This window comes from Luteimonas soli (assembly GCF_042648865.1).
GTDB lineage: Bacteria > Pseudomonadota > Gammaproteobacteria > Xanthomonadales > Xanthomonadaceae > Luteimonas > Luteimonas soli.
Map to the genome: position 1 here is coordinate 295,453 of NZ_JBHRYA010000001.1, position 24,890 is coordinate 320,342.

The 24,890-nt window shown below is 63.7% G+C and carries 20 protein-coding genes; 13 read left to right on the forward strand and 7 right to left on the reverse strand.

What is annotated here, in order from left to right:
• Positions 1 to 228 precede the first annotated feature (228 nt).
• Genes ACFONC_RS01400 through ACFONC_RS01435 form a run of 8 tightly spaced genes read left to right on the forward strand, consistent with a single transcriptional unit; the run spans position 229 to position 10,655 of the window.
• On the forward strand, positions 229 to 852 hold the full coding sequence (locus tag ACFONC_RS01400) for a class I SAM-dependent methyltransferase (protein ID WP_386741771.1): 624 nt from the start codon (positions 229 to 231) through the stop codon (positions 850 to 852).
• Between the two features lie 30 nt (positions 853 to 882).
• Positions 883 to 1,593, forward strand: coding sequence for a class I SAM-dependent methyltransferase (locus ACFONC_RS01405; RefSeq protein ID WP_386741772.1), 711 nt, complete (start codon positions 883 to 885; stop codon positions 1,591 to 1,593).
• Positions 1,593 to 6,386: an FkbM family methyltransferase gene (locus ACFONC_RS01410; protein WP_386741773.1), complete on the forward strand. Its 4,794-nt coding sequence runs from the start codon at positions 1,593 to 1,595 to the stop codon at positions 6,384 to 6,386. Before ACFONC_RS01405 ends, ACFONC_RS01410 begins: the two co-directional genes overlap by 1 nt.
• On the forward strand, positions 6,383 to 7,507 hold the full coding sequence (gene gmd, locus ACFONC_RS01415) for a GDP-mannose 4,6-dehydratase (protein ID WP_386741774.1): 1,125 nt from the start codon (positions 6,383 to 6,385) through the stop codon (positions 7,505 to 7,507). Before ACFONC_RS01410 ends, gmd begins: the two co-directional genes overlap by 4 nt.
• Before the next feature lie 2 nt (positions 7,508 to 7,509).
• Positions 7,510 to 8,484 (forward strand): GDP-L-fucose synthase, encoded by a 975-nt coding sequence (gene fcl, locus ACFONC_RS01420; protein ID WP_386741776.1) that lies wholly within the window; start codon positions 7,510 to 7,512, stop codon positions 8,482 to 8,484.
• Complete coding sequence (locus ACFONC_RS01425; RefSeq protein ID WP_386741777.1) at positions 8,481 to 9,125, forward strand: hypothetical protein; 645 nt, start codon at positions 8,481 to 8,483, stop codon at positions 9,123 to 9,125. The genes fcl and ACFONC_RS01425 overlap by 4 nt, the downstream gene beginning before the upstream one ends.
• Before the next feature lie 38 nt (positions 9,126 to 9,163).
• Positions 9,164 to 9,679 carry a hypothetical protein gene (locus ACFONC_RS01430; RefSeq protein WP_386741779.1) on the forward strand — a complete coding sequence of 172 codons (516 nt, stop codon included), beginning with the start codon at positions 9,164 to 9,166 and terminating at the stop codon, positions 9,677 to 9,679.
• 10 nt (positions 9,680 to 9,689) lie between these two features.
• Positions 9,690 to 10,655: a GSCFA domain-containing protein gene (locus ACFONC_RS01435; protein ID WP_386741780.1), complete on the forward strand. Its 966-nt coding sequence runs from the start codon at positions 9,690 to 9,692 to the stop codon at positions 10,653 to 10,655.
• Between the two features lie 76 nt (positions 10,656 to 10,731).
• Here the strand turns inward: ACFONC_RS01435 and ACFONC_RS01440 are convergent, their stop codons facing one another.
• A complete protein-coding gene (locus ACFONC_RS01440) occupies positions 10,732 to 11,670 on the reverse strand; it encodes an electron transfer flavoprotein subunit alpha/FixB family protein (protein WP_386741781.1) in 939 nt (312 codons plus the stop codon).
• A 77-nt stretch (positions 11,671 to 11,747) separates the two neighbouring features.
• On the reverse strand, positions 11,748 to 12,494 hold the full coding sequence (locus ACFONC_RS01445; protein WP_386741782.1) for an electron transfer flavoprotein subunit beta/FixA family protein: 747 nt from the start codon (positions 12,492 to 12,494) through the stop codon (positions 11,748 to 11,750).
• A 150-nt stretch (positions 12,495 to 12,644) separates the two neighbouring features.
• Between ACFONC_RS01445 and cysD the strand changes: the two genes are divergently transcribed.
• From cysD to ACFONC_RS01470, 5 genes are all read left to right on the forward strand, one after another.
• Complete coding sequence (cysD, locus tag ACFONC_RS01450) at positions 12,645 to 13,556, forward strand: sulfate adenylyltransferase subunit CysD (RefSeq protein WP_386741783.1); 912 nt, start codon at positions 12,645 to 12,647, stop codon at positions 13,554 to 13,556.
• Entirely contained in the window at positions 13,556 to 15,460 is a 1,905-nt protein-coding gene (cysN, locus tag ACFONC_RS01455; protein ID WP_386741784.1) for a sulfate adenylyltransferase subunit CysN, read from the forward strand. Before cysD ends, cysN begins: the two co-directional genes overlap by 1 nt.
• Before the next feature lie 163 nt (positions 15,461 to 15,623).
• Complete coding sequence (locus ACFONC_RS01460; protein ID WP_386741786.1) at positions 15,624 to 16,361, forward strand: CoA transferase subunit A; 738 nt, start codon at positions 15,624 to 15,626, stop codon at positions 16,359 to 16,361.
• Positions 16,361 to 16,993 (forward strand): CoA transferase subunit B, encoded by a 633-nt coding sequence (locus tag ACFONC_RS01465; RefSeq protein ID WP_386741788.1) that lies wholly within the window; start codon positions 16,361 to 16,363, stop codon positions 16,991 to 16,993. Before ACFONC_RS01460 ends, ACFONC_RS01465 begins: the two co-directional genes overlap by 1 nt.
• 126 nt (positions 16,994 to 17,119) lie before the next feature.
• Positions 17,120 to 19,438: an FG-GAP-like repeat-containing protein gene (locus ACFONC_RS01470; protein ID WP_386741789.1), complete on the forward strand. Its 2,319-nt coding sequence runs from the start codon at positions 17,120 to 17,122 to the stop codon at positions 19,436 to 19,438.
• Positions 19,439 to 19,567: 129 nt separating this feature from the next.
• On the opposite strand, the gene ACFONC_RS01475 is transcribed toward ACFONC_RS01470, so the two are convergent.
• The 5 genes from ACFONC_RS01475 to ACFONC_RS01495 form a co-directional block, all read right to left on the reverse strand.
• Positions 19,568 to 21,217: an electron transfer flavoprotein-ubiquinone oxidoreductase gene (locus ACFONC_RS01475; RefSeq protein WP_386741790.1), complete on the reverse strand. Its 1,650-nt coding sequence runs from the start codon at positions 21,215 to 21,217 to the stop codon at positions 19,568 to 19,570.
• A gap of 126 nt (positions 21,218 to 21,343) precedes the next feature.
• Complete coding sequence (locus tag ACFONC_RS01480) at positions 21,344 to 22,042, reverse strand: ABC-type transport auxiliary lipoprotein family protein (RefSeq protein ID WP_386741791.1); 699 nt, start codon at positions 22,040 to 22,042, stop codon at positions 21,344 to 21,346.
• Complete coding sequence (locus ACFONC_RS01485) at positions 22,039 to 22,965, reverse strand: MlaD family protein (RefSeq protein ID WP_386741792.1); 927 nt, start codon at positions 22,963 to 22,965, stop codon at positions 22,039 to 22,041. The genes ACFONC_RS01480 and ACFONC_RS01485 overlap by 4 nt, the downstream gene beginning before the upstream one ends.
• Before the next feature lie 3 nt (positions 22,966 to 22,968).
• Positions 22,969 to 23,772 (reverse strand): ABC transporter ATP-binding protein, encoded by an 804-nt coding sequence (locus ACFONC_RS01490; protein ID WP_386741793.1) that lies wholly within the window; start codon positions 23,770 to 23,772, stop codon positions 22,969 to 22,971.
• Positions 23,772 to 24,890, reverse strand: coding sequence for an ABC transporter permease (locus tag ACFONC_RS01495; protein WP_386741795.1), 1,119 nt, complete (start codon positions 24,888 to 24,890; stop codon positions 23,772 to 23,774). Before ACFONC_RS01495 ends, ACFONC_RS01490 begins: the two co-directional genes overlap by 1 nt.

Genomic DNA, 24,890 nt, shown 5'->3' on the forward strand with positions numbered 1-24,890 from the left:
TGATTCGCCGGGCGTTCGTTTGCTCGGTGGGATGGATACACGGCAAGCTCGAACAATCATCGCTACCCTTGTTCGCCATGCACAACACCATGGGGTTGGCTGATGGGAGCGAACAACCGTAGGAATTGCCCGGTCTGTGCATCCGAGTTCATGTTCAGGATCATGGACGTTCCTACCAGGAGAACGCGCAAGATGGTTGCGCTTTGCGCCTGCCTTGATTGCGGGTCGATGAGCAATGCCAACGGCTACGTGGAAGACGAGGAGCAGCTGAAGCGCGATCTTCAATGGAATATCTCGGTTGAGACGAGGAACAGAGAAGCTGGGCGTAGGCTGTTTGCGGCCTTGAAGGCGCAAGGAGCCGACCCGACAACGATCCTTGAGATTGGCTGTGGCATCGGCACACTCCTCGACGAAGCCTCGATGGCTGGCAAGAAAAGTGTCGGATTCGACACCAACCAGCATGCCGTCGAATACGGACGATCGACCTTCGGGGCCGATCTGCGTTGCGAACACTGGAGTAGTCGGACGCTCGACGAGCGGAGCGATCTGACGCTATGCATCAGCGTGCTAGAGCATATTGCAGAGCCGCGTCCATTGATTGCTGAGATCGCGCGCTACTGCTCCAAGTTCGGGACCAGGGCGTTCATCAGCGTGCCATTTGTCAATCGAGACAAATGGCACTATTTGCTGAATCCGGATCCAACGATCCCAGGGACACCATTCTTCGACAACGACGTCCACGTTACGCATTTCTCCCGGACTGGCTTGGAGCGGTGCCTCGTCGAGTACGGCGCCAAGGGTACCCATTTTCTTGCCGCCGGCCTGTGGGAAGGCATCATTGCGGATTTCTGAGAAATCCAGCGCACGAACGGAGATTCAAGCTTGTTCAACGTCATTCGAAAAACCGAGTATTGGGATGCGCTCGACAATCCAGCGGTTTTCAGGAAGCTGGGCGGGTTCACGCTCAAGGCCCTCGATGGCCTGAAGCATATCCAGGACGCGTGGACGCTCAATCGTGTCCACCACGTCAAGAACGCGCGCGTCCTCGAGATCGGCGGCGGGCTTAGCCGCGTGTTGCCGGCGATGGACGAAAGTAACGAGCGATGGAACCTCGATGAGTTCCTCGGTGCGGGAAATGGCGTTCTCGAAGCCCCTGACATGCCGGGCATCCGCCTCTTGCGCAAGACGATGGGTAGCTTCGCCCAGGAGCTCGAGGATGCCTATTTCGACCTGGCGTTCAGCATCTCGGTGATCGAGCACATTCCGCACAAGGCGCTTGATGATTTCTGGCGGGATCACGCCCGCATCCTCGCCCCTGGCGGGCTTGCGGTCCACACGATCGACCTTTATCTCGGCGACGAGCCGGACTCCGGGGTCGCGGGGCGGTTGAAGTTCTACAAGGAAATGCCTGCGCGCTACGGCCTGGTCCCCGTCGATGTCCCAGCCATCGGGGAACGGATCGCCTTCGAGTGCGACATGGCGAGCAACAGCGACTGGGGTATGTGGCGCTGGAACAAGAACGTGCCCGCCCTGAGGGACACCCGGGCAGCCTGCCAGTCGGTCAGCCTCGGCATGGTGTTGAGGAAGGCATGATGGGTTCTCGCAGCATCTTCATCGCCGGGAATGGTCCGTCACTCAAGGAGCTCGACTTCTCCTGGCTGCAGGATACAGATTGGCTGGGAATGAACGCCGCCTACCGGCACTGGGACAGGATCGATGTATACCCGACGCTTTACTGCTGCCTTGACAAAGTGGTGGTCAAGTCTCACGCCGAGCAGATCCTCAGGTTGCATGCCGAAGGGAAGGTGCAGCGCTTCTTCCTCGTGAAGGACGTTCTGGAGGCGCTCCCGGATTTCCCGCAGGACGATAGGGTCTTCTTTCTCGAGGACCTGGTGGCCTCCGATGCGCCCGGCACGGAGATATTCAAGACCGCGTTCTCCGACAAGAAGACGACGGGGTCGTGGGCGGTGCGCTTTGCGATCTATCTCGGCTACCGTGACATTACGCTCGGTGGGATCGACTGCAACTATGTCGAGGTGATCAGCCAGGCGGAGAGGACCGGGGTCGGGCTGGAGCTGAAGATCGGTTCCGAGGTCAATGAGAACCCAAACTACTTCTTCGACGATTACCAGAAGCAGGGCGATACCTACCAGGTACCCAATCCGGCGCGGCATTTCGGCAACCTGCACCTGCAATCGTTCGAAGCGCTGTGCGTCGATATTGCCAAGCTCGGTTTGGACGTCAGGATCAGGAATACTGCGCTGCACTCAAGACTGCACCGCTTCGGCGTATTCGAGTACGTACCGCTGCGTGAGGCCTTGGGGGTGCCGGCACTGCAGGCGCTTGCCATACCACTTACGACTAGGGAGCTGCCGCTGCTGTTAGCCAACTTGGCATTGTGGGCCCTGCCCGCGTTCCGGCCGTTGCGTCCGGATTCCACCCTGTGCGGAAAGATCGACTTGCGGTTGTTCTTTGATACCGGTCCTTCCGACGAGATCGTGGAGGAAGTTGAGGCCGCCTGGGCCGGGCTGCACGAGCTGCGAGAATGCTTCCGGCGCCTCGAAATCACGTTTCTCGGCATTCCGGACGATCTTAACCAGTACGTGCGCGATCCGAAGCGCCGAGATGTGCCCAGAAAAATGGGGCCGAACCTCCACTTCCTGGCGACCATGCGGGAATGTCGAGGCTACCGTTTCACCCAGCTCATGGAGACCGATTGCGTTCCTGCAAAGGCAGATTGGCTGACCGATCTGGATGCCATCTGTCGCAGGGAACCGTTCTGGATTGCAGGCGCGTTCTTGCAGGAACTCGGATCCGTGAATGCCAGCTTTGCGGCTCACATCAATGGCAACGCGCTGTATGCAACCGGTGACCCGGCTTTCCAGGAATTCATGGAGAAGACCTTCATCCCGGCGCTGCGCTACTTGATCATTGAGCGTGGCGACAATGACCTGGCCTACGATTGTCTGATCTCGAAGCTCTGGGTCGAAAGCGCAACCGTCAAAGGGTTGGCTGATGACGTGCTGAAGCAGCATGCCACAACGATCCAGCGAAATCTGGACAAGTTCAGACCCACTGCTGCGTTTCAGAACATCAGCCACGGTGATGATGCACTCGATGAATGGGAATTGCTGGCTCTTCTGGAAGGCGGGAGCGTCCTGATCCATTCAAAACGATTGGCGACGTTGCTCGGTACTGCCTGTGCCAGGGCGCCCGACGATCCGGAGTTCCAGCGCAGCGGCGTCCTGTCGAGGCGGTTCGTCGATACATTTCTCAAGATTTCCGCAGGGACTATTCATGCGTTCCATTGCTATAGCAACCTTCAGGGTTGCAGCGTGGAGCGCTTCGATCGTGCGCGCGGCCGCGTCAGGCTGAATCTGGAGGAGGGCGTCGAGCCACCAGCTGCGCAGGATCGGGGTGTGTTCATGGTCTTCGCGGTCTACGAGCCCACGGCTGGAAGGCAGTTGGCGTGTCGGGTTTCGTTGCGTTCCTCGACTGCCCAACGGGTAGTGGTCAAATTTGCACGGCAGGGGGAGGGCGCCTTCGTCGAGGAGTCCTCCGAGATCGAACTTCAACCGGGCTTGGTGTCTTCGCTTCGCCTTTCCCTGGATTGTAAGGACGACTATCGACAGGTTCGGCTGTTTGTAGCTCCACTGCGTGCCGGCCCTGCCGTTTTGCAGATGATGGGTGAGGTCGCGGATGCGGCGGTTGACGAGGCCAGCAGTGGCGTGTCAACGAGCCGAGGCTCCGCCGAGCTGGGTGACCTGTTCAACAGCTTTCGCAAGCGGGCGCCGGCCGGTAGCCTAGTGCCGCTGTTCGACAGCCGCACACAGGGGCTGCCTCGGCTGTTGATGGTCGACAGCACGCCACTGGGCCACATCTCTGCGACCGGACAGCTCAAGAAGACCTTTCTGGAGGGTTGGCCGGACGCGGCGTTCCTCCAAGTCTGGCTTGATGGCGAATCGCTGCACCTCCTGCATGCACGACAGGACATCGGCAGGAGTCGCGGGGTTTCCTACGATGTCGATGAGATCGTACGGCGATGCATCAAGTTCCAACCGGATGTGGTCTACTTCCGACCCATTGACTCCAGTCGGTTGTTCTCTGTCGTGGAGAGTTTGCTGGAACGCATCCAGCGCCCGTTGGTCATCCACATGATGGATGACTGGCCTGCGCGATTGGAGGCGTCCGATCCGGAGCGCTTCGCGCAGATTGACGGTGCCCTGCGAGCGCTTGTCGGCCGATCGCAGCGACTCCTGAGCATTTCCGGTGCCATGTCGGTAGCCTATCGCGAGCGATACGGTGGCGAGTGGTTGCCACTGGCAAACGGTTCCGATCCGTCGAGATTTCCAGCGAGGAAGGCGGGCGCCCGTGCTCGGGATGAGCCCTTCGTCATCCGCTACATGGGGGCGCTCGCCGACGACATGACTTACGCGAGTGTTTGCGACGTTGCGCATGCGGTGGCGGAACTTGCCGAGAGATACCCGGTTCGCCTGGAAATCCACACCATGCACTGGTGCCGGGAGAAGGCGGAGCGCGACTTGGCGTCCCTGCGTGGCGTCCGAGTACAGGGCCTGGTCGCCCAGGACGAGTACGAGCGGACGCTGTCGGAGGCTGACGCGTTGCTCATTGCCTATAATTTCGATCCGGCGAGCATCGGCTATATTGGATATTCATTGGCCAACAAGATGCCCGAATGCCTGGCATCGGGGGTGCCCCTGATCGCCTATGGGCCGCGTGGCGTGGCCACCATCGACTATCTGGAAGCCGCTGGTGTTGCCGTAACGGTAACCGAAAAGGACCGATCGATCCTTTCAGGCGCCATCGAGCAACTCGTGGTCGATCCAGAGCGGGGCCATGCCCTCGCGCGCGCTGCACGTAGGCACGTCGACGAATATTTGTCTCGGTCCCGGGTCCAGGAGCGATTCCGGAAGACCATGCGCGAAGCCTGGGCGCTCGGTCCGTTCGCCCGGGCGACGGCCGCGCACTACGACGAGACAGACTGTGTTTCCGAACTGTTCGACCACACCTTGTCCGGGACGGTGATGATTGACGTCGGTGCCCATCATGGGCACGCACTGTTTCCCTTCCTGCAGAAGGGATGGCAAGTCTTCGCGTTCGAGCCCGACGACGGCAACAGGGCCATTCTCGAAAAGAGGCTCGAAAAGGATGAACGCGCGAAGTCCTTGGTGCGTTTGGACAAGCGTGCGGTCAGTGATCACGTCAGCGCCGGACTTGCCTACTACCGATCTGATCAGAGCAGCGGGATCAGCGGGCTGTCCGCGTTCCATCCAAGTCATGTGTCGAAACAGACAGTCGATACCACGACGCTTTCCGAGGCACTTGCCGAGGAGGACATTCCGGGTGTCGATTTCCTGAAGGTGGATACGGAAGGGCATGATCTGTTCGTCCTGAAGGGATTCCCGTGGCACCGGTTCAAGCCAGCGGTGATCGAGTGCGAGTTCGAGGATGCGAAAACCGTTCCGCTCGGCTACACCTTTCACGACATGGCTGGCTTCCTGCTGGAGCAGGGCTATTGCGTCTACGTAAGCGAATGGCATCCAATCATCCGATACGGAATACGGCATGATTGGCATCGTCTGATGCCCTACCCATGCGAGCTGTCCGACCAGGGTGCGTGGGGCAACCTGCTCGCGTTCCGGGATCCGGTTGACGAGTCGCTACTGGCGAACACGATCGGCAAACTGATCAAGGTCGCCGAACCTGCGACCGGGCCGGAACGGGACTCGCTCGTGCTTGCATCCGATCGTCGCTATCGGCTGGTCGCCGATCCTGCGTTCAGGCGGCTGTCCTCCAAGATCTGGCGCTATCACCATGAACCCGGAGGCCCGAGGCAGCACTGGATGGCTATCGTGGATGCGCCCGGCGAGACGGCGGGAAGGACATTCGGTGCAGGCATAAGGCTGCGTGCGAGCGTGCCCATGGCGATCATGGTAAGCCTGGGGCGCTTGGGGAGCGCGGAGTACGAGGGTACCAGCGTGCGTGTCCAGCTTGAGGCTCGGCAGCCCCGGCATGTGCGATTCACGACCGGTTTCCGCGCGGCCCATACGGCGCTGAAGCTGCAGGTCTATGTCGAAGGAATGGCGCCTTTCCGTGAAGGGGACATGCTTGTGGATTCAGTCTGTGTCGCGGAGATCCCGGAAGAGCTTGCGGGTGATTTCAGCGATGGAAAGCTGGATCTTCGCGCCGCCAACCGCTTGTTCCGGGAAGGAAAATATGCCAAGGCTACAGCTGTGTACGAGTTTCTTTTCGGACAGAATCCGCTGCGGATCTATCGTGATAACGCCAGAACTGCCGAGGTGCACCGCGATGCGGACTCTCCTGAGTTTGAAGACGATCGCATCAAGGAAGCGTTAGAGGAATGAGCACGAAGAGGGCACTGATCACGGGAGTTACCGGCCAAGACGGTTCGTACCTGGCGGAATTCCTGCTGGAGAAGGGGTATGAGGTGCATGGCATCAAGCGCCGGGCATCGTTGTTCAATACGCAACGCGTGGATCATATCTACCAGGATCCGCACGAACTGCACGCGAGGTTCATACTCCATTATGGCGACCTGACGGACAGCTCGAACCTGACGCGGATCCTGCAACAGGTACAGCCGGACGAGGTGTACAACTTGGGAGCGCAGAGCCACGTGGCGGTGAGCTTCGAGTCACCGGAGTACACGGCGGATGTCGATGCGATGGGCACGTTGCGACTGCTCGAGGCAATCCGGTTGCTGGGCTTGTGCGACAGGACGAGGTTCTATCAGGCCAGTACGTCGGAGCTGTATGGCTTGGTACAGGAAGTGCCGCAGCGCGAGACAACTCCGTTCTATCCTCGCAGCCCGTACGCGGTGGCAAAGCTGTACGCATACTGGATCACGGTGAATTATCGCGAGGCCTACGGGATGTATGCCTGCAACGGCATATTGTTCAACCATGAGAGTCCGCGCAGAGGTGAAACCTTCGTGACTCGCAAGATCACGCGTGGGCTTGCGAACATCGCGCAGGGCCTGGAGAGCTGTTTGTTCATGGGAAATCTGGATGCGCTTCGAGATTGGGGGCACGCGAAGGATTACGTCCGGATGCAGTGGATGATGCTGCAACAGGACAGCGCGCAGGACTATGTCATCGCCACCGGCCAGCAGTTCTCTGTCCGCGAGTTCATCCGCTGGAGTGCTGAGGAGCTCGGAGTGATGCTGAGATTCGAAGGTCAGGGCGTGGAGGAGAAAGGAGTCGTCGAGCGGGTGGATGGCGACAAGGCGCCGGGATTGAAGCCGGGAGACGTCGTGGTTTCGGTCGATCCGCGTTACTTCCGTCCAGCGGAAGTGGAGACATTGCTGGGCGATCCATCTAAAGCCAAGCGCGAGCTGGGTTGGATGCCGGAGATAACGGCGCGGGAAATGTGCGCCGAAATGGTCGCCGCCGACTTGATCGAGTCTCAGCGCCATGCCTTGCTGCAACGGCATGGTTACAGCGTCAACGTGGCAAGGGAGAACTGAGCATGCCGACTCGTATCTTCGTGGCTGGTCACCAGGGGATGGTCGGCTCTGCCCTGGTACGCCATCTGCGTGCCCGTAACGACACGGAACTCGTGACACGCAGCCGTTCGGAGCTGGATCTGTTGCGGCAGGCCGAGGTCGATGCTTTCTTTCGCAAAGAGGCGATCGACCAAGTTTATCTGGCGGCGGCGAAGGTTGGCGGGATCCAGGCTAACAGTGTCTATCCGGCTCAGTTCATATACGAAAACCTCGCTATCCAGTGCAACTTGGTGCACGCCGCACATCAGGCAGGCATACAGAAGATTCTGTTGCTGGGGTCCTCGTGCATCTACCCGAGGCTGGCGTCTCAGCCGATGCGCGAAAGCGCGTTGCTGACCGGTCCGCTGGAGGCCACCAATGAGCCTTATGCGATTGCAAAAATCGCGGGAATCAAGCTTTGCGAGAGCTACAACCGGGAACACGGGCGCGACTACCGTAGCGTCATGCCGACGAATCTTTACGGCCCGAACGATAATTTCCATCCCGAGAACAGCCATGTGATACCAGCATTGCTGCGGCGTTTTCACGAGGCTGCGAGAGAGGATGCAGCAGAGGTCGTGATCTGGGGAAGCGGCAAGCCCATGCGCGAGTTCCTGCACGTGGACGACATGGCTGCGGCGAGTGTGCACGTGATGGATCTTCCGCCGGATGTGTGGCAAGCGCATACCGAGCCGATGCTCTCGCATATCAACGTCGGCACGGGAATCGATTGCACGATTCGCGAGCTAGCCGAAACCATCGCCAAGGTGACTGGTTTTGGCGGGAATCTGGCCTTTGACTCGAGCAAACCGGATGGAACCCCCAGGAAACTGCTGGATGTTTCCCGTCTCGAAGGCCTTGGTTGGCGTTCAGGGATCAGCTTGGAGAAGGGATTGCAAGAGACCTACGCGTGGTTTCTGGAGCACCAGTCGCACTTTCGCGGCAGGGGGGTTGCATGAGTGCCGAAAATGAGCACGTGAACGAGCGTGCGGGTGTGGAAGGGGACTGCAGAGAAGTGGCGGAGTCCGATCCCGTTAGGGCCGCTTCACCCCGCATTCTGTTGCAACAGTTGCACCAGGTGCAGGAGGAATTGGAGCAATACTATCTCAAGTGCTTGGACCTCGACTCCGAACTTCAGGTGGTACGCTTGGCTGGTGACGACGCGAAGCGGGAGATTCAGGCTCTCCGGATGCAGTTGCAGTATCTGCAACGCGAGCTCGTGGAAGCGGGCGCGAGCGGCAATGCACGTTCCTTCACAAGGCGTGTTCTGTCACGTTTGATGCCGAGTGGATTTAGGCGGCATGGCAGGGCCGCTGAACAGCAGCGCGAACTGACAGCCCAGCTCGCCGCCGTCCGTGCATCAGAGTGGTTCGATGCATCTTGGTACCTTGCCACGTATGCTGATGTTCGCGAAGCAGGAATGGATCCTGTCGAGCATTACCACGAATTCGGATGGAAGGAGGCCCGTAACCCCGGGCCCCGTTTCGATACGGCTTGGTATCTGCATGCCAATCCTGACGTTGCTGCCGCCGGCATCAGCCCGCTATGGCATTTTATTGAGCATGGGTCGAAGGAAGGGCGCCCCCCCTTGCCGACCTGAATTTCCCGACCCCGGGACCAAGATCGAGGAGAATATCGATGAGCAAGACAATCCTGGTAGCAGGCGTGCTGGCCCTGATAGTTGCAGGTTGTGCCAAGGAAGATGTCGCGACAGCGCCATCGCCTGCGCAGGGAGCGGATACGGCCATTGCCGCGACGGCTGCTATCGAGGCCGAACCCTGCGTGCAGGACGAGTTCTACTCGCCGCTACCCGACCCAGAAATCCGCTTCCAGTTCCCCTTCCGCGTCGCCCGCGACAGGGTTTATGAGTCAGACAATGGCAAGCCTCGCCGAGGCCTTTCCCTTGAGTATCTTGAAGGCAGCGCGGACGGGATCTGGGACGCCGTTGTCGCCTCCATGGCTGCCGCAGGCTTCGAGCAGGCCCAAGGCGTGGAAGATGAGCCGTATCGGGGAACATTCAAGAAGGGTGGGGCGCCGAGCATCTTTGCCAAAGTGGATGGGGAGGCCGGGAGCAACCCTACCGGCACCGACGTCAAAGGCAGCATCTGGCTGAGCTGGGGCACCGATGGCGGGGATGCCTCGAGTGCACCCTGAACATACATATATGGATGTGGTGAAGTTCCGCAAGGAAAATCTTCACCGATACTGGTGCAACTACTCCAGTCATGGCGTGGCCGGTGATGATCCGGGCTCGGCACGTCATCGCATCGCGTTGGGTGACGTTGTGATCGTCGAGAACCAGCCGCGGTTCAAGATACACAAGGGTGCGACGATCTATACCATTGGTTCGTGTTTTGCCCGCAATGTCGAGCGGTCATTGAAGCGCCAAGGATTCAGGGTGCCGACAGCCGAGATCGAGATCGACAAGGACATCTACATCGGCCATACGGTGTTTCATAACACAGTGCTCAACAAGTACAACGCGCACTCGATGGCGACCGAGATCCTCCGTGGGCTCGAGGCGTCGCCTGATCCGGGTTTGGTGGAGGTCGACCCCGGGCAGTGGTATGACCCGCAAACGTCCTATACGAGATTGATGGCGCTCGAGGAGGTGTCCGCGCTACGCAACAAGCTGGACGAACTCGCTCGCAACGTTGCCAACAGTGACTTGGTGGTGATGACGCTCGGTTTGACGGAGACGTGGTTTGACACAAGCAGCAAGGTTGCCTTCAACGGGCTCAACGTTGTTGCAATCAAACATCGTAGAGCAACTACCGCCTTCTTCAATGCCACGGTTGCGCAGGTCTTCGAAGTCCTTGCCGACGCGCTGGAGAAACTCATTGGTCGCAATCCCGAGGTCAAGGTCGTGGTGACGGTTTCACCTGTGCCGATGGCGCAGACGTTCACCAACCTGGATGTATTCACCGCAAACACCTACTCGAAGGCCGTGCTACGGGTGGCTGCCCAGATGCTGACGGCACGCTTTCCGTTCGTTGACTACTTCCCAAGCTATGAGATGGTGATGAACTCGCCCCGAGCAATGACTTGGGCCGATGATCAGGTGCACGTTGCTCCGCCAGTCGTTGAACAGGTGATTTCCGCGTTCGCCTCGCGATACATCGATGTTTAGACAGTCAAGCCTGCCAAGACCGCAAATACCTACCGGCTTCTTCCGGCCAACGCCGAGCCTTGCGGTCATGGTTAGCTCAGAGCGTGCGCTCCAGCTCAGGCAGCACCTTGAACAAATCCCCCACCAGCCCGATGTCCGCGATCTCGAAGATCGGCGCGTCGGCATCCTTGTTGATTGCCACGATCGTGCCGGCGTCCTTGATGCCGGTCAGGTGCTGGATCGCGCCGCTGATGCCGATGGCGACGTACAGGTCGGGGGCGATGATCTTGCCGGTCTGGCCGACCTGCAGTTCGTTGGGGACGTAACCGGCGTCGACCGCGGCGCGTGAGGCGCCTACGGCGGCGCCGAGCTTGTCGGCGAAGTCGAAGATGATCTTGAAGTTCTCCTCCGAGCCGACCCCGCGGCCGCCGGAAACCACGCGCTTGGCGCTCTGCAGGTCTGGGCGGTCGGACTTGCCGGCGGCCAAGCCGATGTAGCGGGTGTGCGAGGGCAGGGTGGCTTCGACGCTGGCGGCTTCCACCGGCGCGCTGCCGCCCTTCGCCGCCTCCGGCCAGGAAGCGGTGCGCACCGTGGCGACGACGACGTGTTCGGCCGGCGCTTCGACGGTAATGATCGCGTTGCCGGCGTAGATCGGCCGCTTGAATGTATGGCTGCTCTCTACGGCCATCACGTCCGAAACCTGCGCGGTGCCGAGCAGGGCGGCGACGCACGGCATCAGGTCCTTGCCGAAGGTGGTGCTGGGGCCGAACACGTGGCTGTAGCCCTCGGCAAGCTTCGCGATCTGCGGTGCGAGCACGTGTGCGATCGCGTTGGCGTTGGCGCCGTTGGTGGCAGTGAGCACTTTCGACACACCCGCGATCTGCGCGGCCTCGGCGGCGACGGCGGTCGGGTCGGCGGCCAGCACGACGATGTCGATGGCTTCCGGCGACAGCGCCTGCGCGGCCGACACGCACTTGGCGGTGGAGGCGTTGAGCTTGCCGTCGAGGTGTTCGGCGACGATCAGGACTCTGGACATGGGAAATCTCCGTAGGTCGGGCCTACCGGCCCGACGCGCGAATGAGTGGGTAGGGGCGTCGGGGGCGTGACCCCGACCTACAGCAACCCTTTCTGCTTCAGGGCGGCGACCAACTCGGCCGCGTCCTTGACCATCACCCCGCGGCTGCGCTTGGGCGGCGGGTCGTAGTGGGTGGTCTTGAGCATGTCGCCCGAATCCACGCCGAGGTCGGCGAACGGAATCGATTCGAGCGGCTTGGACTTGGCCTTCATGATGTCCGGGAGCTTGATGAAGCGCGGCTCGTTCAGGCGCAGGTCGGTGGTGACGACGGCCGGCAGGTCGACTTCCAGCGTCTCCAGGCCGGCATCGACCTCGCGGGTAACGGTCGCCTTGCCGTCGGCCACGTCCAGCTTCGAGGCGAAGGTCGCCTGCGGCCGGCCCCACAGCGTGGCCAGCATCTGCCCGGTCTGGTTGGCGTCGTCGTCGATCGCCTGCTTGCCGAGGATCACCAGGTCCGGCTGCTCCTTCTCGACCAGCTTGAGCAGGGTGCGGGCCGCGGTCAGGGGCTGGATCGGCTGGTCGCTGACCACGTGGATGGCGCGGTTGGCGCCCATGGCCAAGCCGTTGCGCAGGTGGGCCTGGGCGTCGGTGGGGGCGATGGTGGCGACCACCACCTCGGTGGCGATGCCCTTGTCGCGCAGGCGCAGGGCCTCTTCCAGCGCGATCTCGTCGAAGGGGTTGGCCGACAGCTTGACGCCGTCGGTGACCACGCCGGAGCCGTCCGGCTTGACCTGGATGCGGACGTTGTAGTCCACCACACGCTTGTATCCAACAAGAATCTTCATGCCTGAGGGTTCCGCAGGTGCAAACAATCCCGGATTTTACCCCGTAGGCGCGGTCCATGGCCGCGATGGCATTCTGGAGGCCATGGTGGCCATCGGCCGCGCCTGCGAGTCCCGCCTGCGGGCCCCACCGCTGCGGGCTAGAATCCGCCGATGACGCGAAGCCCGGCGCTTTCCCATCTCGACCGCCTTGAGGCCGAGAGCATCCACATCCTGCGCGAGGTCGCCGCCGGGTTCCAGAATCCGGTGATGATGTACTCCGTCGGCAAGGACAGCTCGGTGTTGCTGCACCTGCTGGTCAAGGCGTTCCATCCGGCAAAGCCTCCGATCCCGATGCTGCACGTCGATACCGGCTGGAAGTTCGGCGAGATGATCGCGTTCCGGGACCGCCGCGCGCAGGAAGCCGGCGTGGAGCTGCGTACCTGGACCAATCCCGACGGCCTGGCCCAGGGGGTCGGCCCGATCAGCCACGGCGCCACCGTGCATACCGACGTGATGAAGACCCAGGGGCTCAAGCAGGCGCTGGACAAATGGGGGTTCGATGCCGCGATCGGCGGCGCGCGCCGCGACGAGGAGAAGTCGCGCGCCAAGGAGCGCATCTTCTCGTTCCGCAGCAGCGCGCACCGCTGGGATCCGAAAAGCCAGCGCCCCGAACTGTGGAACCTCTACAACACCCGTATCCACAAGGGCGAATCGGTACGCGTGTTCCCGATCTCGAACTGGACCGAGCTGGACGTGTGGCTCTACATCTTCCGCGAGAACATCCCGGTGCCTTCGCTGTACTTCGCAAGGGAGCGCCCGGTTGTCGAGCGCGACGGCGCCCTGATCATGGTCGACGACGAGCGCCTGCCACTGCGCGCCGGCGAGACGCCGATGATCAAGCGGGTCCGCTTTCGCACCCTGGGCTGCTACCCGCTCACCGGCGCCATCGAGTCCGAAGCCGACACCGTGGAGAAAATCATCGCCGAGATGCTGGTGTCCACGACGTCCGAGCGCCAGGGGCGGGTGATCGACCAGGATCCCTCGGCATCGATGGAGAAGAAGAAGCAGGAGGGCTACTTCTGATGGGGCCGGGAATCGGGAATCGGGAACCGGGAACCGCCAGGGCTGATACCGGGGCGGCCGCTTATCTGCAGCAGCACGAGACCAGGAGCCTGCTGCGCTTCATCACCTGCGGCAGCGTCGACGACGGCAAGAGCACGTTGATCGGTCGGCTGCTGCACGACACCCACCTGCTGCTGGACGACCAGGTCGCCGCGCTCGAAGCCGACAGCCGCCGCCACGGCACCCAGGGCGATGACGTCGATTTCGCATTGCTGGTCGACGGCCTCGCCGCCGAGCGCGAACAGGGCATCACCATCGACGTCGCCTACCGGTTCTTCGGTACCGAAAAGCGCAAGTTCATCGTGGCAGACTGCCCGGGCCACGAGCAATACACCCGCAACATGGCGACCGGCGCCTCCACCGCCGATCTCGCCGTGGTGCTGGTCGACGCACGCAAGGGGCTGCTGACGCAAACGCGACGCCACAGCTACATCGTCTCGCTGCTGGGCATCCGCCACGTGGTGCTGGCGGTGAACAAGATGGACCTGGTCGATTACCGCCAGGACATCTTCGACGAGATTGCCAACGGCTATCGCGAGCTGGCCGCGCAACTTGGCATCCCGAATGTCACCTGCATCCCCTTGTCGGCGCTCAAGGGCGACAACATGCTCCAGAGTTCAGCGGCAACGCCGTGGTACGAGGGTGAAAGCCTGCTGCAACACCTGGAAACCGTGCAGGTCGACGAGGCCGGCCATGACACCGGCTTCCGCATGCCGGTGCAGTGGGTCTGCCGTCCGGACCACACTTTCCGCGGCTTTGCCGGCACGGTGGCCGCCGGCGAGCTTGCGCCAGGCGATGCGATCGTCGTGCTGCCCTCTGGCCAACGCTCCAACGTCGCACGCATCGTCACCGCCGGCGGCGACTTCGCCCGCGCCACTACCGGCCAGGCCGTCACCCTGACCCTGGCCGACGAGATCGACGTCAGCCGAGGCGACGTCATCGCCGCCGCCGCCAGTCCGCCGGAGGTCTCCGACCAGTTCGCCGCACACCTGCTGTGGCTGGGCGAACAGCGGCTGCTGCCCGGGCGACCGTACTGGCTCAAGATCGGTGCGCGCACCGTCGGCGCCTCGGTCACCGAGATCAAGCACAAGGTAGACGTCAATACGCAGGAAGACCTCGCGGCCAAGCACCTGGAGTTGAACGAGGTGGCGTACTGCAACCTGCACCTGGACCAGCCGATCCCGTTCGAGTCCTACGTTGACAACCACGCGCTGGGCGCCTTCATCCTGATCGACCGCCAGAGCAACGCCACCGTCGCCGCCGGCACGCTGGATTTTGCCCTGCGCCGCGCCGGCAACATCCACTGGCAGCACGTCGACGTCGACAAGACCGCCCGTGCCCGGATCAAGCACCAGCAGCCGCGCTGCGTATGGTTTACCGGCCTGTCAGGGGCCGGCAAGTCGACCATCGCCAACCTGGCCGAGAAAAAGCTGCTGGCGATGGGCCAGCACACCTACCTGCTCGACGGCGACAACGTCCGCCATGGCCTGAACAAGGACCTGGGGTTCACCGACGAAGACCGGGTGGAGAATATTCGCCGCGTCGCCGAGGTTGCCAAGCTGATGGTCGATGCCGGCCTGGTCGTGCTGGTGAGCTTCATCTCGCCGTTCCGCGCGGAACGACAGATGGCGCGCAGCATGTTCGCCGAGGGCGAATTCCTGGAGGTATTCGTCGACACGCCGCTGGATGTAGCGGAGCAGCGCGACGCGAAAGGGCTATATGCCAAGGCGCGTGAGGGGAAGCTGCGCAACTTCACCGGAATCGACTCGCCCTACGAGGTTCCGAAGAACCCGGACGTCACCCTGTCCACGGTCGGGACGCGCGTGGAGGACCTGGTCGACCGACTGCTCGAGGAGCTTCGCTAGCCGCCGCTGGCGCGATCCCGGCCGATCGGTAGAACTTCAGCTCGTTGTGTGGTCGAAGTGTCAGTGCCTGCAATGGCCCCGCGCGCGGGGCCTGTCCGAAGGGACAAGGGCTGGGGCTTCAGCTCCGCGCTAAACTGCCCGTTCGGCAACACAGGATCAGGAAATGGCTGGAACCCAAGATCTCCCGGCAGTGATCGGAAAGGTTTACCCGGATGCGGCCACCGCCCTGCGCGGCGTCGCCGCCGACAACCAGACGCTCGCCGTCGGCGGCTTCGGCCTGTGCGGTATCCCGGAGGCGCTGATCGCGGCGCTGCGCGACTCGGGCGTCAAGGGCCTGACCGTGATCTCGAACAACGCAGGCGTCGACGGCTTCGGCCTCGGGCAACTGCTGGGCACGCGGCAGATCAAGAAGATGATTTCGTCCTACGTGGGCGAGAACAAGGAGTTCGAGCGCCAGTTCCTGGCCGGCGAGCTCGAACTCGAGTTCAACCCCCAAGGCACCCTGGCCGAGCGCCTGCGCGCCGGCGGCGCGGGGATCCCGGCGTTCTTCACGGCCACCGGCTACGGCACCGTCGTTGCAGAGGGTAAGGAGACACGCGAGATCGACGGGCGGTACTACGTGCTCGAGACCGCGCTGGTCGCCGACGTGTCGCTGGTCAAGGCGTACAAGGCCGACAAGGCCGGCAACCTGCTGTTCCGCAAGACCGCGCGCAACTTCAACCCGGCCTGCGCAATGGCGGGCAAGACCTGCATCGTCGAGGTGGAGGAGGTCGTCGAGATCGGCGCCATCGACCCCGACCACGTGCACCTGCCCGGCATCTACGTCGACCGCATCGTGCACAACCCGACGCCCGAGAAACGCATCGAGCAGCGCACCGTGCGTGCGGCAGGAGCGCAGTAATGGCCTGGACCCGCGAAGAAATGGCGCAGCGCGCCGCCCGTGAGCTCGCCGATGGCATGTACGTCAACCTCGGCATCGGCCTGCCGACCCTGGTGGCCAACTACATCCCCGACGGCGTGGATGTCTGGCTGCAGTCGGAGAACGGTCTGCTCGGCATCGGCCCGTTCCCGACCGAGGCCGAACTCGACGCCGACCTGATCAACGCCGGCAAGCAGACGGTCACCGCCCGCGCAGGTGCAAGCTATTTCGGCAGCCACGACTCGTTCGCCATGATCCGCGGCGGCCACATCGACCTGGCGATCCTTGGCGCGATGGAAGTCACCGACAAGGGCGACCTCGCCAACTGGATGGTCCCCGGCAAGATGGTCAAGGGCATGGGTGGGGCGATGGACCTCGTGGCCGGGGTCAAGCGGGTGGTGGCCCTGATGGAGCATTGCACCAGGAAGGGCGAGCCCAAGATCCTGCCTGAATGCACCCTGCCGTTGACCGGCCTGGGGGTGGTGAGCCGGATCATCACCGACCTGGGGGTGTTCGACGTGACCCCCGATGGCCTAGTGCTTGCTGAATTGGCGCCGGGAGTCGGCCTGGACGAGGTGCGGCAGAAAACCGGGGTGCCGTTCACAGAAGCGTGAAATCCTGGCCCGCGAGCGTTCCGGTAACAGGCCGGGACGCTCGAAATGCGATGGATTCTTCCGCTTTCCAGTATTCTTCAGGCAAACTTGGGTTTGAATCCCACATTTCCATCTGAGGAATCCTTGATGCGCATCTACCTCACCGCCGGTGTCCTGATCGGCATGCTGGCAGGCTGCTCTTCCGACCAGGCGCCGATGGCCGGCAAGGCCACGATGGCCGCAGGTGAAGGCCTGGCCGGGGCGATGCAGTCGTCGCCTGCCTTCCGTTCGCCCATGTCGAGCTTTGCATCGCTGCCGGACCGTGGCGAACTTCTGGCCTATGAGCGGGTCCGGCAGGTCAAGCACAAGGGCGCCTATACCGCCTACCCGGTGGCGATCAGCGAAGCCCATGCGCTGCGTGCGATGCATACCGGTGAAATGGTGGTCAATGCGCCCAACGGCGAGCCGATCCGCCTCAAGTATGAGCGGCACGAGGAGAGCCCGGACGGGAACTGGACCTGGATCGGCCGTAATGCCGATGGCGCCAGCGCGGTCATCACCTTCGGCGAGAAGGCGGTGTTCGGCGTGATCCCGCAGGGCACCGCCGAAACCCTGCGCCTGACCATGAACGCCGGCCAGTCCTGGCTGGTGCAGACCGATCGCAGCAAGCTGGCCGGGCGCGATGGCGCCACGGTCCGCGAGGGCGGGGACCAGCTGGTTCCGCCGAAGCTGGCTGGGAGCGGTTCGGTTTCGGTGTCTTCGATGCGGGCGGAGCCCGCGACTGCGGGCGCCAGCGCGGCGGCTGCGGTGGTCGACATACTGCTTGGGTACACCAATGGCTACGCCGCGCAGCTCGGTGGCCAATCGCAGGCGAATACGCGCCTGGTCAACATGACCTCGATCACCAACGAGGCGTATGCCAACAGCGGCGTCAACATGCGCGTGCGCCTGGTCAAGACGCTGCAGGTGAACTACCCCGACAACACCGACAACGGCGATGCGCTGGAGAGCCTGACCGGTTACCGGGCGGGTGAGGATGGCGGCCCCATTGACGTCGACCCCGCTTTCACGGCACTGCGCGAAGCACGTGACGAAAGCGGCGCCGACCTGGTGTCGCTGGTCCGTGCGTTCCGTACGCCGGAAAACGCGGGGTGTGGCATTGCCTGGCTGATCGGCGGTAGCGAGAGCGGAATCGTCCAGGCGGACGAGCCCTTCGGATACTCGGTTGTTTCCGATGGCACCGACCTCGACGAAGAGGACGACAACACCTACTTCTGCCGTGAAGAAACGCTGGCGCACGAGCTTGGCCACAACATGGGCCAGGCGCACAACGACGAAGACAGCTCAACGACGGGCGTGCACGCGTATTCGTATGGTTACCGGGAGGCTTCCTCGAGCGGCTTCTACACCGTGATGGCCTATCCGCAGGCGGACGGCAACCAGTTCTCGATCCGCTACTTCGCCAATCCGAACGTCAAGTACCTGAATCGTGCAACCGGCGTGGCGAACCAGTCGGACAACGTGCGCAGCCTGAACCAAGTGATGCCGATTATTGCGACGTTCCGGGCGACGGTCGTTCCGGTTGCGCAGTCAGCAAGGGATGACTTCAATGGTGACGGGAAATCGGATCTTCTCTGGAGGAGCCTCAGTAGTGGCTCCAATGTGATCTGGCGGTCCGCCGGCTCCAGCACGACGCAAGCGGTTACGCGACTGTACGGTTCGGTGTGGGCGGTTGCTGGCACCGGTGATTTCGATGGCGACGGCCGGGCGGACATCCTGTGGCGAAATTCCGCCAGCGGTTACAACACAATTTGGCGGTCAGCGAGTTCCACGACCGGTTTGGCAATGACGGCACTGGCAGCGCCATGGCAGGTTGCCGGTACCGGCGATTTCAACGGTGATGGCAAGGCAGATATCCTGTGGCGCAATCCCACGAACGGCGCCAATGTGATCTGGCTAGGCGCGGATTCCACCAAAACGCAGTCGGTTACGACGGTGTCCGGAGCCGGATGGATCGTTGCCGGGATCGCCGACTTCGATGGCGATGGCAAGGCCGACATCCTGTGGCGCAACACGGTCACCGGGTACAACACAATCTGGCGTTCGGGGAACTCGACTACCGGCCAGGCAGTAACGGGTGTGGGCGGGCAGGACTGGAAGATTGCTGGCGTAGGAGACTTCAATGGCGATGCCAAGGCCGACATTCTTTGGCGGAGCACCAGTAGCGGCACCAACGTCATCTGGCAGTCTGCGGACTCCGATTCGCTCCAAGCGGTGACACGGCTCTACGGAGCGGTGTGGGGCGTTGCTGGTGTTGCGGATTTCAATGGCGACAACAAGGCCGACATCCTGTGGCGCAATTCGAACAACGGATACAACACGATCTGGCTGTCGGCCAACTCAAGCACGGGCCAAGCCGTTACTGGCGTGGGTGGCCAGGATTGGCAGATTGTGGGGTTCAAGTGACGCCGGCCAGGCATTGCTGATCTGCTGGATCGCGGGATCGTCACGGGGGTGGAGAAATCCGCCCCCGTGGTGTTTTCAGGCCGGGAATACGGATGGCGGCCGGTCGGTCGTCCTCCTTCGTCGCATCTCCTACAGGCTCTGGTAATTCGGCCCCGCGCCACCCTCCGGCGCCACCCAGTCGATGATCTCGTAGGGATCCTTGATGTCGCAGGTCTTGCAGTGGACGCAGTTGGCGGCGTTGATCTGCAGGCGCTTGCCGTGCTCTGACGCGGCGTCCTCGACGATTTCGTAGACGGCGGCCGGGCAGAAGCGGGTACAGGGGTTGCCGTATTCCTCGACGCAGCGGGTGACGCAGATGTCGGTGTCGGCCACCTTCAGGTGCACCGGTTGGTCCTCGTCGTGCTCGGTGGCGGCGAAATAGACACCGGCCAGGCGGTCGCGCGGGGGCAGGGTGCGCTGCACGTAGTCGCGCCTGGGCTCTTCCTGTTCGCCGAGCTTGTGCAGTGACGACCAGTCGGGTTTCACCTTCAGCGTCCACGGCGACAGGCCGCCGGTGACGGTTTCCCAGCCGGCATTGAGCAGGCCGAACCACAGTCCCTTCTTGAAGCCGGGCTTGATGTTGCGGACCTTGCGCAGCTCGGCCATCGCGTCGGATGCGCGCAGCTTCGCGTCGAAGCCTTCCGCCGAAAGCGACGAAGCCAGGTGTTCGGCAGCCAGCATGCCGCTGCGGATCGCCTGGTGGGTGCCCTTGATCTTGGGCACGTTGAGCAGGCCGGCGGTGTCGCCGATCAGCAGGGCGCCGGGCATCTCGACCTTCGGCAGCGACTGCCAGCCACCCGTCACGATCGCACGCGCGCCGGCCGAGAGGATGTTGCCGCCTTCGAGCAGCGGCGCGACCGTCGGGTGGTTCTTCCACTGCTGGAAGGCTTCCCAGGGCTTGTAGTCCGGATCGCTGTAGTCGAGTCCGCTGACGTAGCCCAGCGCGATCCGGTCGCCGTCCAGGTGGTACAGGAAGCTGCCGCCGTAGGTGCCCGTGTCAGCGGGCCAGCCGAGCGAGTGCACCACCTTGCCCGGCTCCACGCGTCCGGCCGGCACCTGCCACAGCTCCTTGATGCCGATCGAGTAGGCCTGCGGGTCGCTGTCACGGTGAAGGTCGAAGCGCTTGACCAGGCGCTTGGTCAGATGCCCGCGCGCGCCCTCGGCCAGCACGGTGACCTTGGCGTGGATGTCGATGCCGGCGGTGTAGCCGGGCTTGTGCGAGCCGTCCTTCGCCACGCCCATGTCGCCGATGCGCACGCCGATGACCCTGCCGCTGTCATCGTGCAGGGTCTCCGAGGCGGCGAAGCCGGGATAGATCTCGACGCCCAGGGCTTCGGCCTGCGGCGCCAGCCACGCGCACATCGCGCCGAGGCTGACGATGAAGTTGCCCTTGTTGTGCATGCCCGGCGGTACGATCGGCGACTTGTAGCCGCCGGTTTTGGTGAGGAACCAGAACTCGTCGCCGGTCACCGGCACGCAGATCGGCGGCGGGTTGTCGCGCCAGCCCGGCAGCAGTGCGTCGAGCGGTTCGGGCTCGATCACCGCGCCGGACAGGATGTGCGCGCCGATGGTGCTCGATTTCTCGATCACGCACACCGACAGCTCGGGGTTGAGCTGCTTGAGACGGATCGCCAGCGACAGCCCCGCAGGGCCGGCGCCCACGGTGACGATGTCGTATTCCATGACGTCGCGCTCGATCTCGGGAGCGCCGTCGCGCGGCTGTTCGTTGGGTTCGCTCATGTCGGCGGCCTGGATTGCGTGCCGTGATTGTCGCGGGTTTGCGCCAAGAGCGCCAAATCGCGGCGCCCGTGGCGCGGCGAGCCGCGGCGCGGCCGTCTTGCCGTCAGGGGCGGAGGCGCGAACGGATCAGTGCGGCTGCTGCTCGTGCTGCTGGCCCGCCACCAGCACCCATCCGGCAATCTGGCGCGTGACGTCGGCCAGCGCGGCGTCGAACGACGCGACGACGGCCGGCACCGCGGTATCCGCCGCCGGTCGCGCGGCCAGGAACGTGCGCGAGGCGGCCACCTGCTGGTCCGCCAAATGCAATAGCTTGGCATTGACCTCGATCGTCGCCGACGGGACTGCCGCGCCGGCATAGTCGGCCTCGAACCTGCGCAGGTCCATCACCAGCTTGTAGTTGCCGTTGATGCCGCTGCCCTGGCGGGCGACCGCGCCGATCCTGCCCGAATCTTCCAGCGCGCGCAGCACGGCGTCCTCCAGCATCTGCGTCGGCGGCCGGGACCAGCTGGCGCCCTTGTAGACCTGGAGCTCGTCCGGCGTCGGCCGGACCGCGATGCGCAGGCTGTCGGTCATGCGCGCGGCCGTGGCCGGGCTGATCGCCAGCTGCCACTGCACCGTCGGCCACGACGGATCCGCGGCGACGCGGGGATCCGGCGCGTAGATCGTGCCGCGTTCGCGCGTACCGCCGCTGCCGAGCAGCGAGCAGCCCGCGAGCAGCGCGCACGCGATGGCCAGCCCGGCCAGCGACAGGCGGCGCCGGCAATCGATCCGCAGGCGCGGACTCGCAGCGGAGTGGCGGGTCACGGCGATCGTCATCGGTTTCATTCGGGTTCGAACTCCTTGGGCGCATCGCGGCCGAGCAGGAACCGCGTGGGATTGCCTTCGAGGCGGTCGCTGATGCGGCGCAGGTCGCGGATCAGCGTGCGCAGCTCGCCCAGGGTCGGACCCAGCTGCGACAGGCCGTCGTTGGCGAAGCTGCGGATCGCGCCGCGGTTCTCGTTGAGGATCTGGTCGGCGCCGCCCGCGGCCGAGTCCAGCTTGGCCAGGGTGGTGTCGAGGCGGTCGACCAGCCCGGGCAGCTTCTGCACGAACTCGCGGTCGACGTCGCTGATCGCGCGGTTGGTGCTGTCGAGCGTGGTGTTGAGCTGCTCGCTGGCCTTGCGCGCGTTGGCGATCAGCGCCGACAGGTCCTCGCGCTGGTCGGCGATCGAGCCGGTCAGCGATTCGATGTTCTCGAGCGTGCCGGCGATGCGTTCGACGTTCTCCTGGCTCAGCACCTTGTCCAGGCGCTCGACCAGCCGGTTGGCGGTGTCGGCGATGTTCTGCAGCGCAGAAGGTTCGGTGAGGATGATCGGGACCTCGTTGCCCGGCGTCTCGGTCAGGCGCGGGCTGGCCGGGTCGCCGCCGGTGAGCTGGATGATCGGGCTGCCGGTCAGGCTGGTCATCGACAGCTTGGCGCGGGTGTCCGTCCTGACCGGCGCATCGGCCTGCAGCTTGAGCCGCGCGATCACCGCGCGCGGGTCGTTGGGCGCCAGCTTCAGGCTCTCGATGGTGCCGATCGCGATGCCGTTGTACTGCACGCTGCTGCCGTTGGTCAGGCCGGTGACCGGTTCGCGGAAAACCACGTCGTACTCGCGCCAGCTCTTGTCCGAGGAGTATTTCGCCGCCCACAGGCCGAAGCCGAGCAGGAACAGCGACACCAGGATGGTGAACGCGCCGATCAGGACGTAGTTGGCTTTTGTTTCCATCGATCAGGTTTCCTCTGCGGTGCCGGCCTTGGCATCACGGGCGGCCCGTCCGCGCGGTCCGTTGAAATACTCGTGGACCCAGGGGTGGTCGAGCCGCTCGATTTCGGCCAGCGGGCCGACCGCCACCACCTTCCTGTCGGCCAGCACCGCCACGCGGTCGCAGATAGCGTACAGGGTGTCGAGGTCGTGGGTGATGAGGAACACGGTCAGGCCCAGCGCCTGCTGCAGCGTGCGGATCAGGTGGTCGAAGGCGCTGGCGCCGATCGGGTCCAGGCCGGCGGTGGGTTCGTCGAGGAACAGCAGCGGCGGATCCAGCGCCAGCGCGCGCGCCAGGCCGGCGCGCTTGCGCATCCCGCCAGACAGCTGCGAGGGCAGCTTGTCGATCGCCTCGGCCGGCAGGCCGGCGAGCTTGACCTTCAGCAGCGCCAGTTCGTAGCGCCAGCTGTCGGGCAGCTCCGGGCTGTGCTCCTTCAGCGGCACCTGCACGTTCTCGCCGACCGTGAGCGAGGAAAACAGGGCGCCGTCCTGGAACAGCACGCCGGTGTTGCGTTCGATGTGCAGGCGGCTGTCGGCGTCGTCCGCGCGTGCGTCCACGCCGAGCACCTCGATGCTGCCCGCGTTCGGCCTGCGCAGGCCGAGGATCGAGCGCATCAGCACCGACTTGCCGGTGCCCGAACCGCCGACCACGCCCAGGATCTCGCCGCGGCGCACGTCCAGGTCGAGGCCTTCGTGCACGACCTGTTCGCCGAAGCGGTTGACCAGCCCGCGCACGGAGATGATTGCGTCGTGATCGTCGGAATCCGCCATCACCACCCCACGTGCATGAACCAGATCGCCGCCAGCGCGTCGATGATGATCACCAGCGAGATCGTCTGCACCACGCTCGAGGTGGTGCGTTCGCCCACCGACTGCGCGGTGCCCTTCACCTGCAGGCCCTCCAGGCAGCCGATCAGGCCGATCACGATCGCGAACAGCGGCGCCTTCGACATGCCCACCAGGAAATGCCGCAGCTCGATGGTGTCGTGCATGCGCGCGTAGTAGGCCTGTGGCGGGATGTCGAGGCTGAACGCGCCCACCGACATGCCGCCGAGCAGGCCGGCGATCATGGCGATGAAGGTCAGCAGCGGCAGCATCACCAGCAGCGCCAGCACGCGCGGGATCACCAGCAGGTCGATCGGGTCCAGGCCGAGCGTGCGGATCGCGTCGACCTCCTCGCGGCTGACCATCGCACCGATCTGCGCGGTGAACGCGCTGGCGGTGCGGCCGGCCAGCAGGATCGCGGTCAGCAGCACGCCGAACTCGCGCAGGAAGGCGATGTTGACCAGTTCCACCACGAGGATCGTGGCGCCGAAGTCGGCCAGGATCGTGGAACCGAGGAATGCGATCACCGCGCCGACCAGGAACGACAGCAGCGTCACCAGCGGCACCGCGTCCAGGCCCACCTGTTCCATGTGGTGCACGGTGGCGGTGATGCGCAGGCGGCGCGGCTGGACGACGGTGCGGCCGAGCTTGACCAGGTTCTCGCCGAGGAAACTCATCAGCGCGACGACTTCGTTCCAGTTGTCCTGCACCGCGTAGCCCAGGCGCGCGAGCGCTGCCTGGAAGCCGTAGTCGCGTTTCTTCTTCGGGCGCTCGTCGGCTACGTCCTCGATCGCCGCCACCAGCGCCAGGTGGTCCTCGCGGAACGAGAACACGTCGTAGTCGATGCCCTGGCGACGCGCAAAGCGCAGCAGCTGCAGCACGCCCGCCGAATCCAGCCGTTCGACGCCGGTGACATCGACCGACCGCACGCGTCCGTGGTCGCCGCGCAGCATCTTGCCCACCGCGAGCGCGTGGTCCAGCGTCCACTGGCCGCGCAGGCGCAGCCGGCCGCTGTTCGCGGGGTCGGTGTCGATGGACGGTACGTTGCCGCGGGTGGCGCCCAT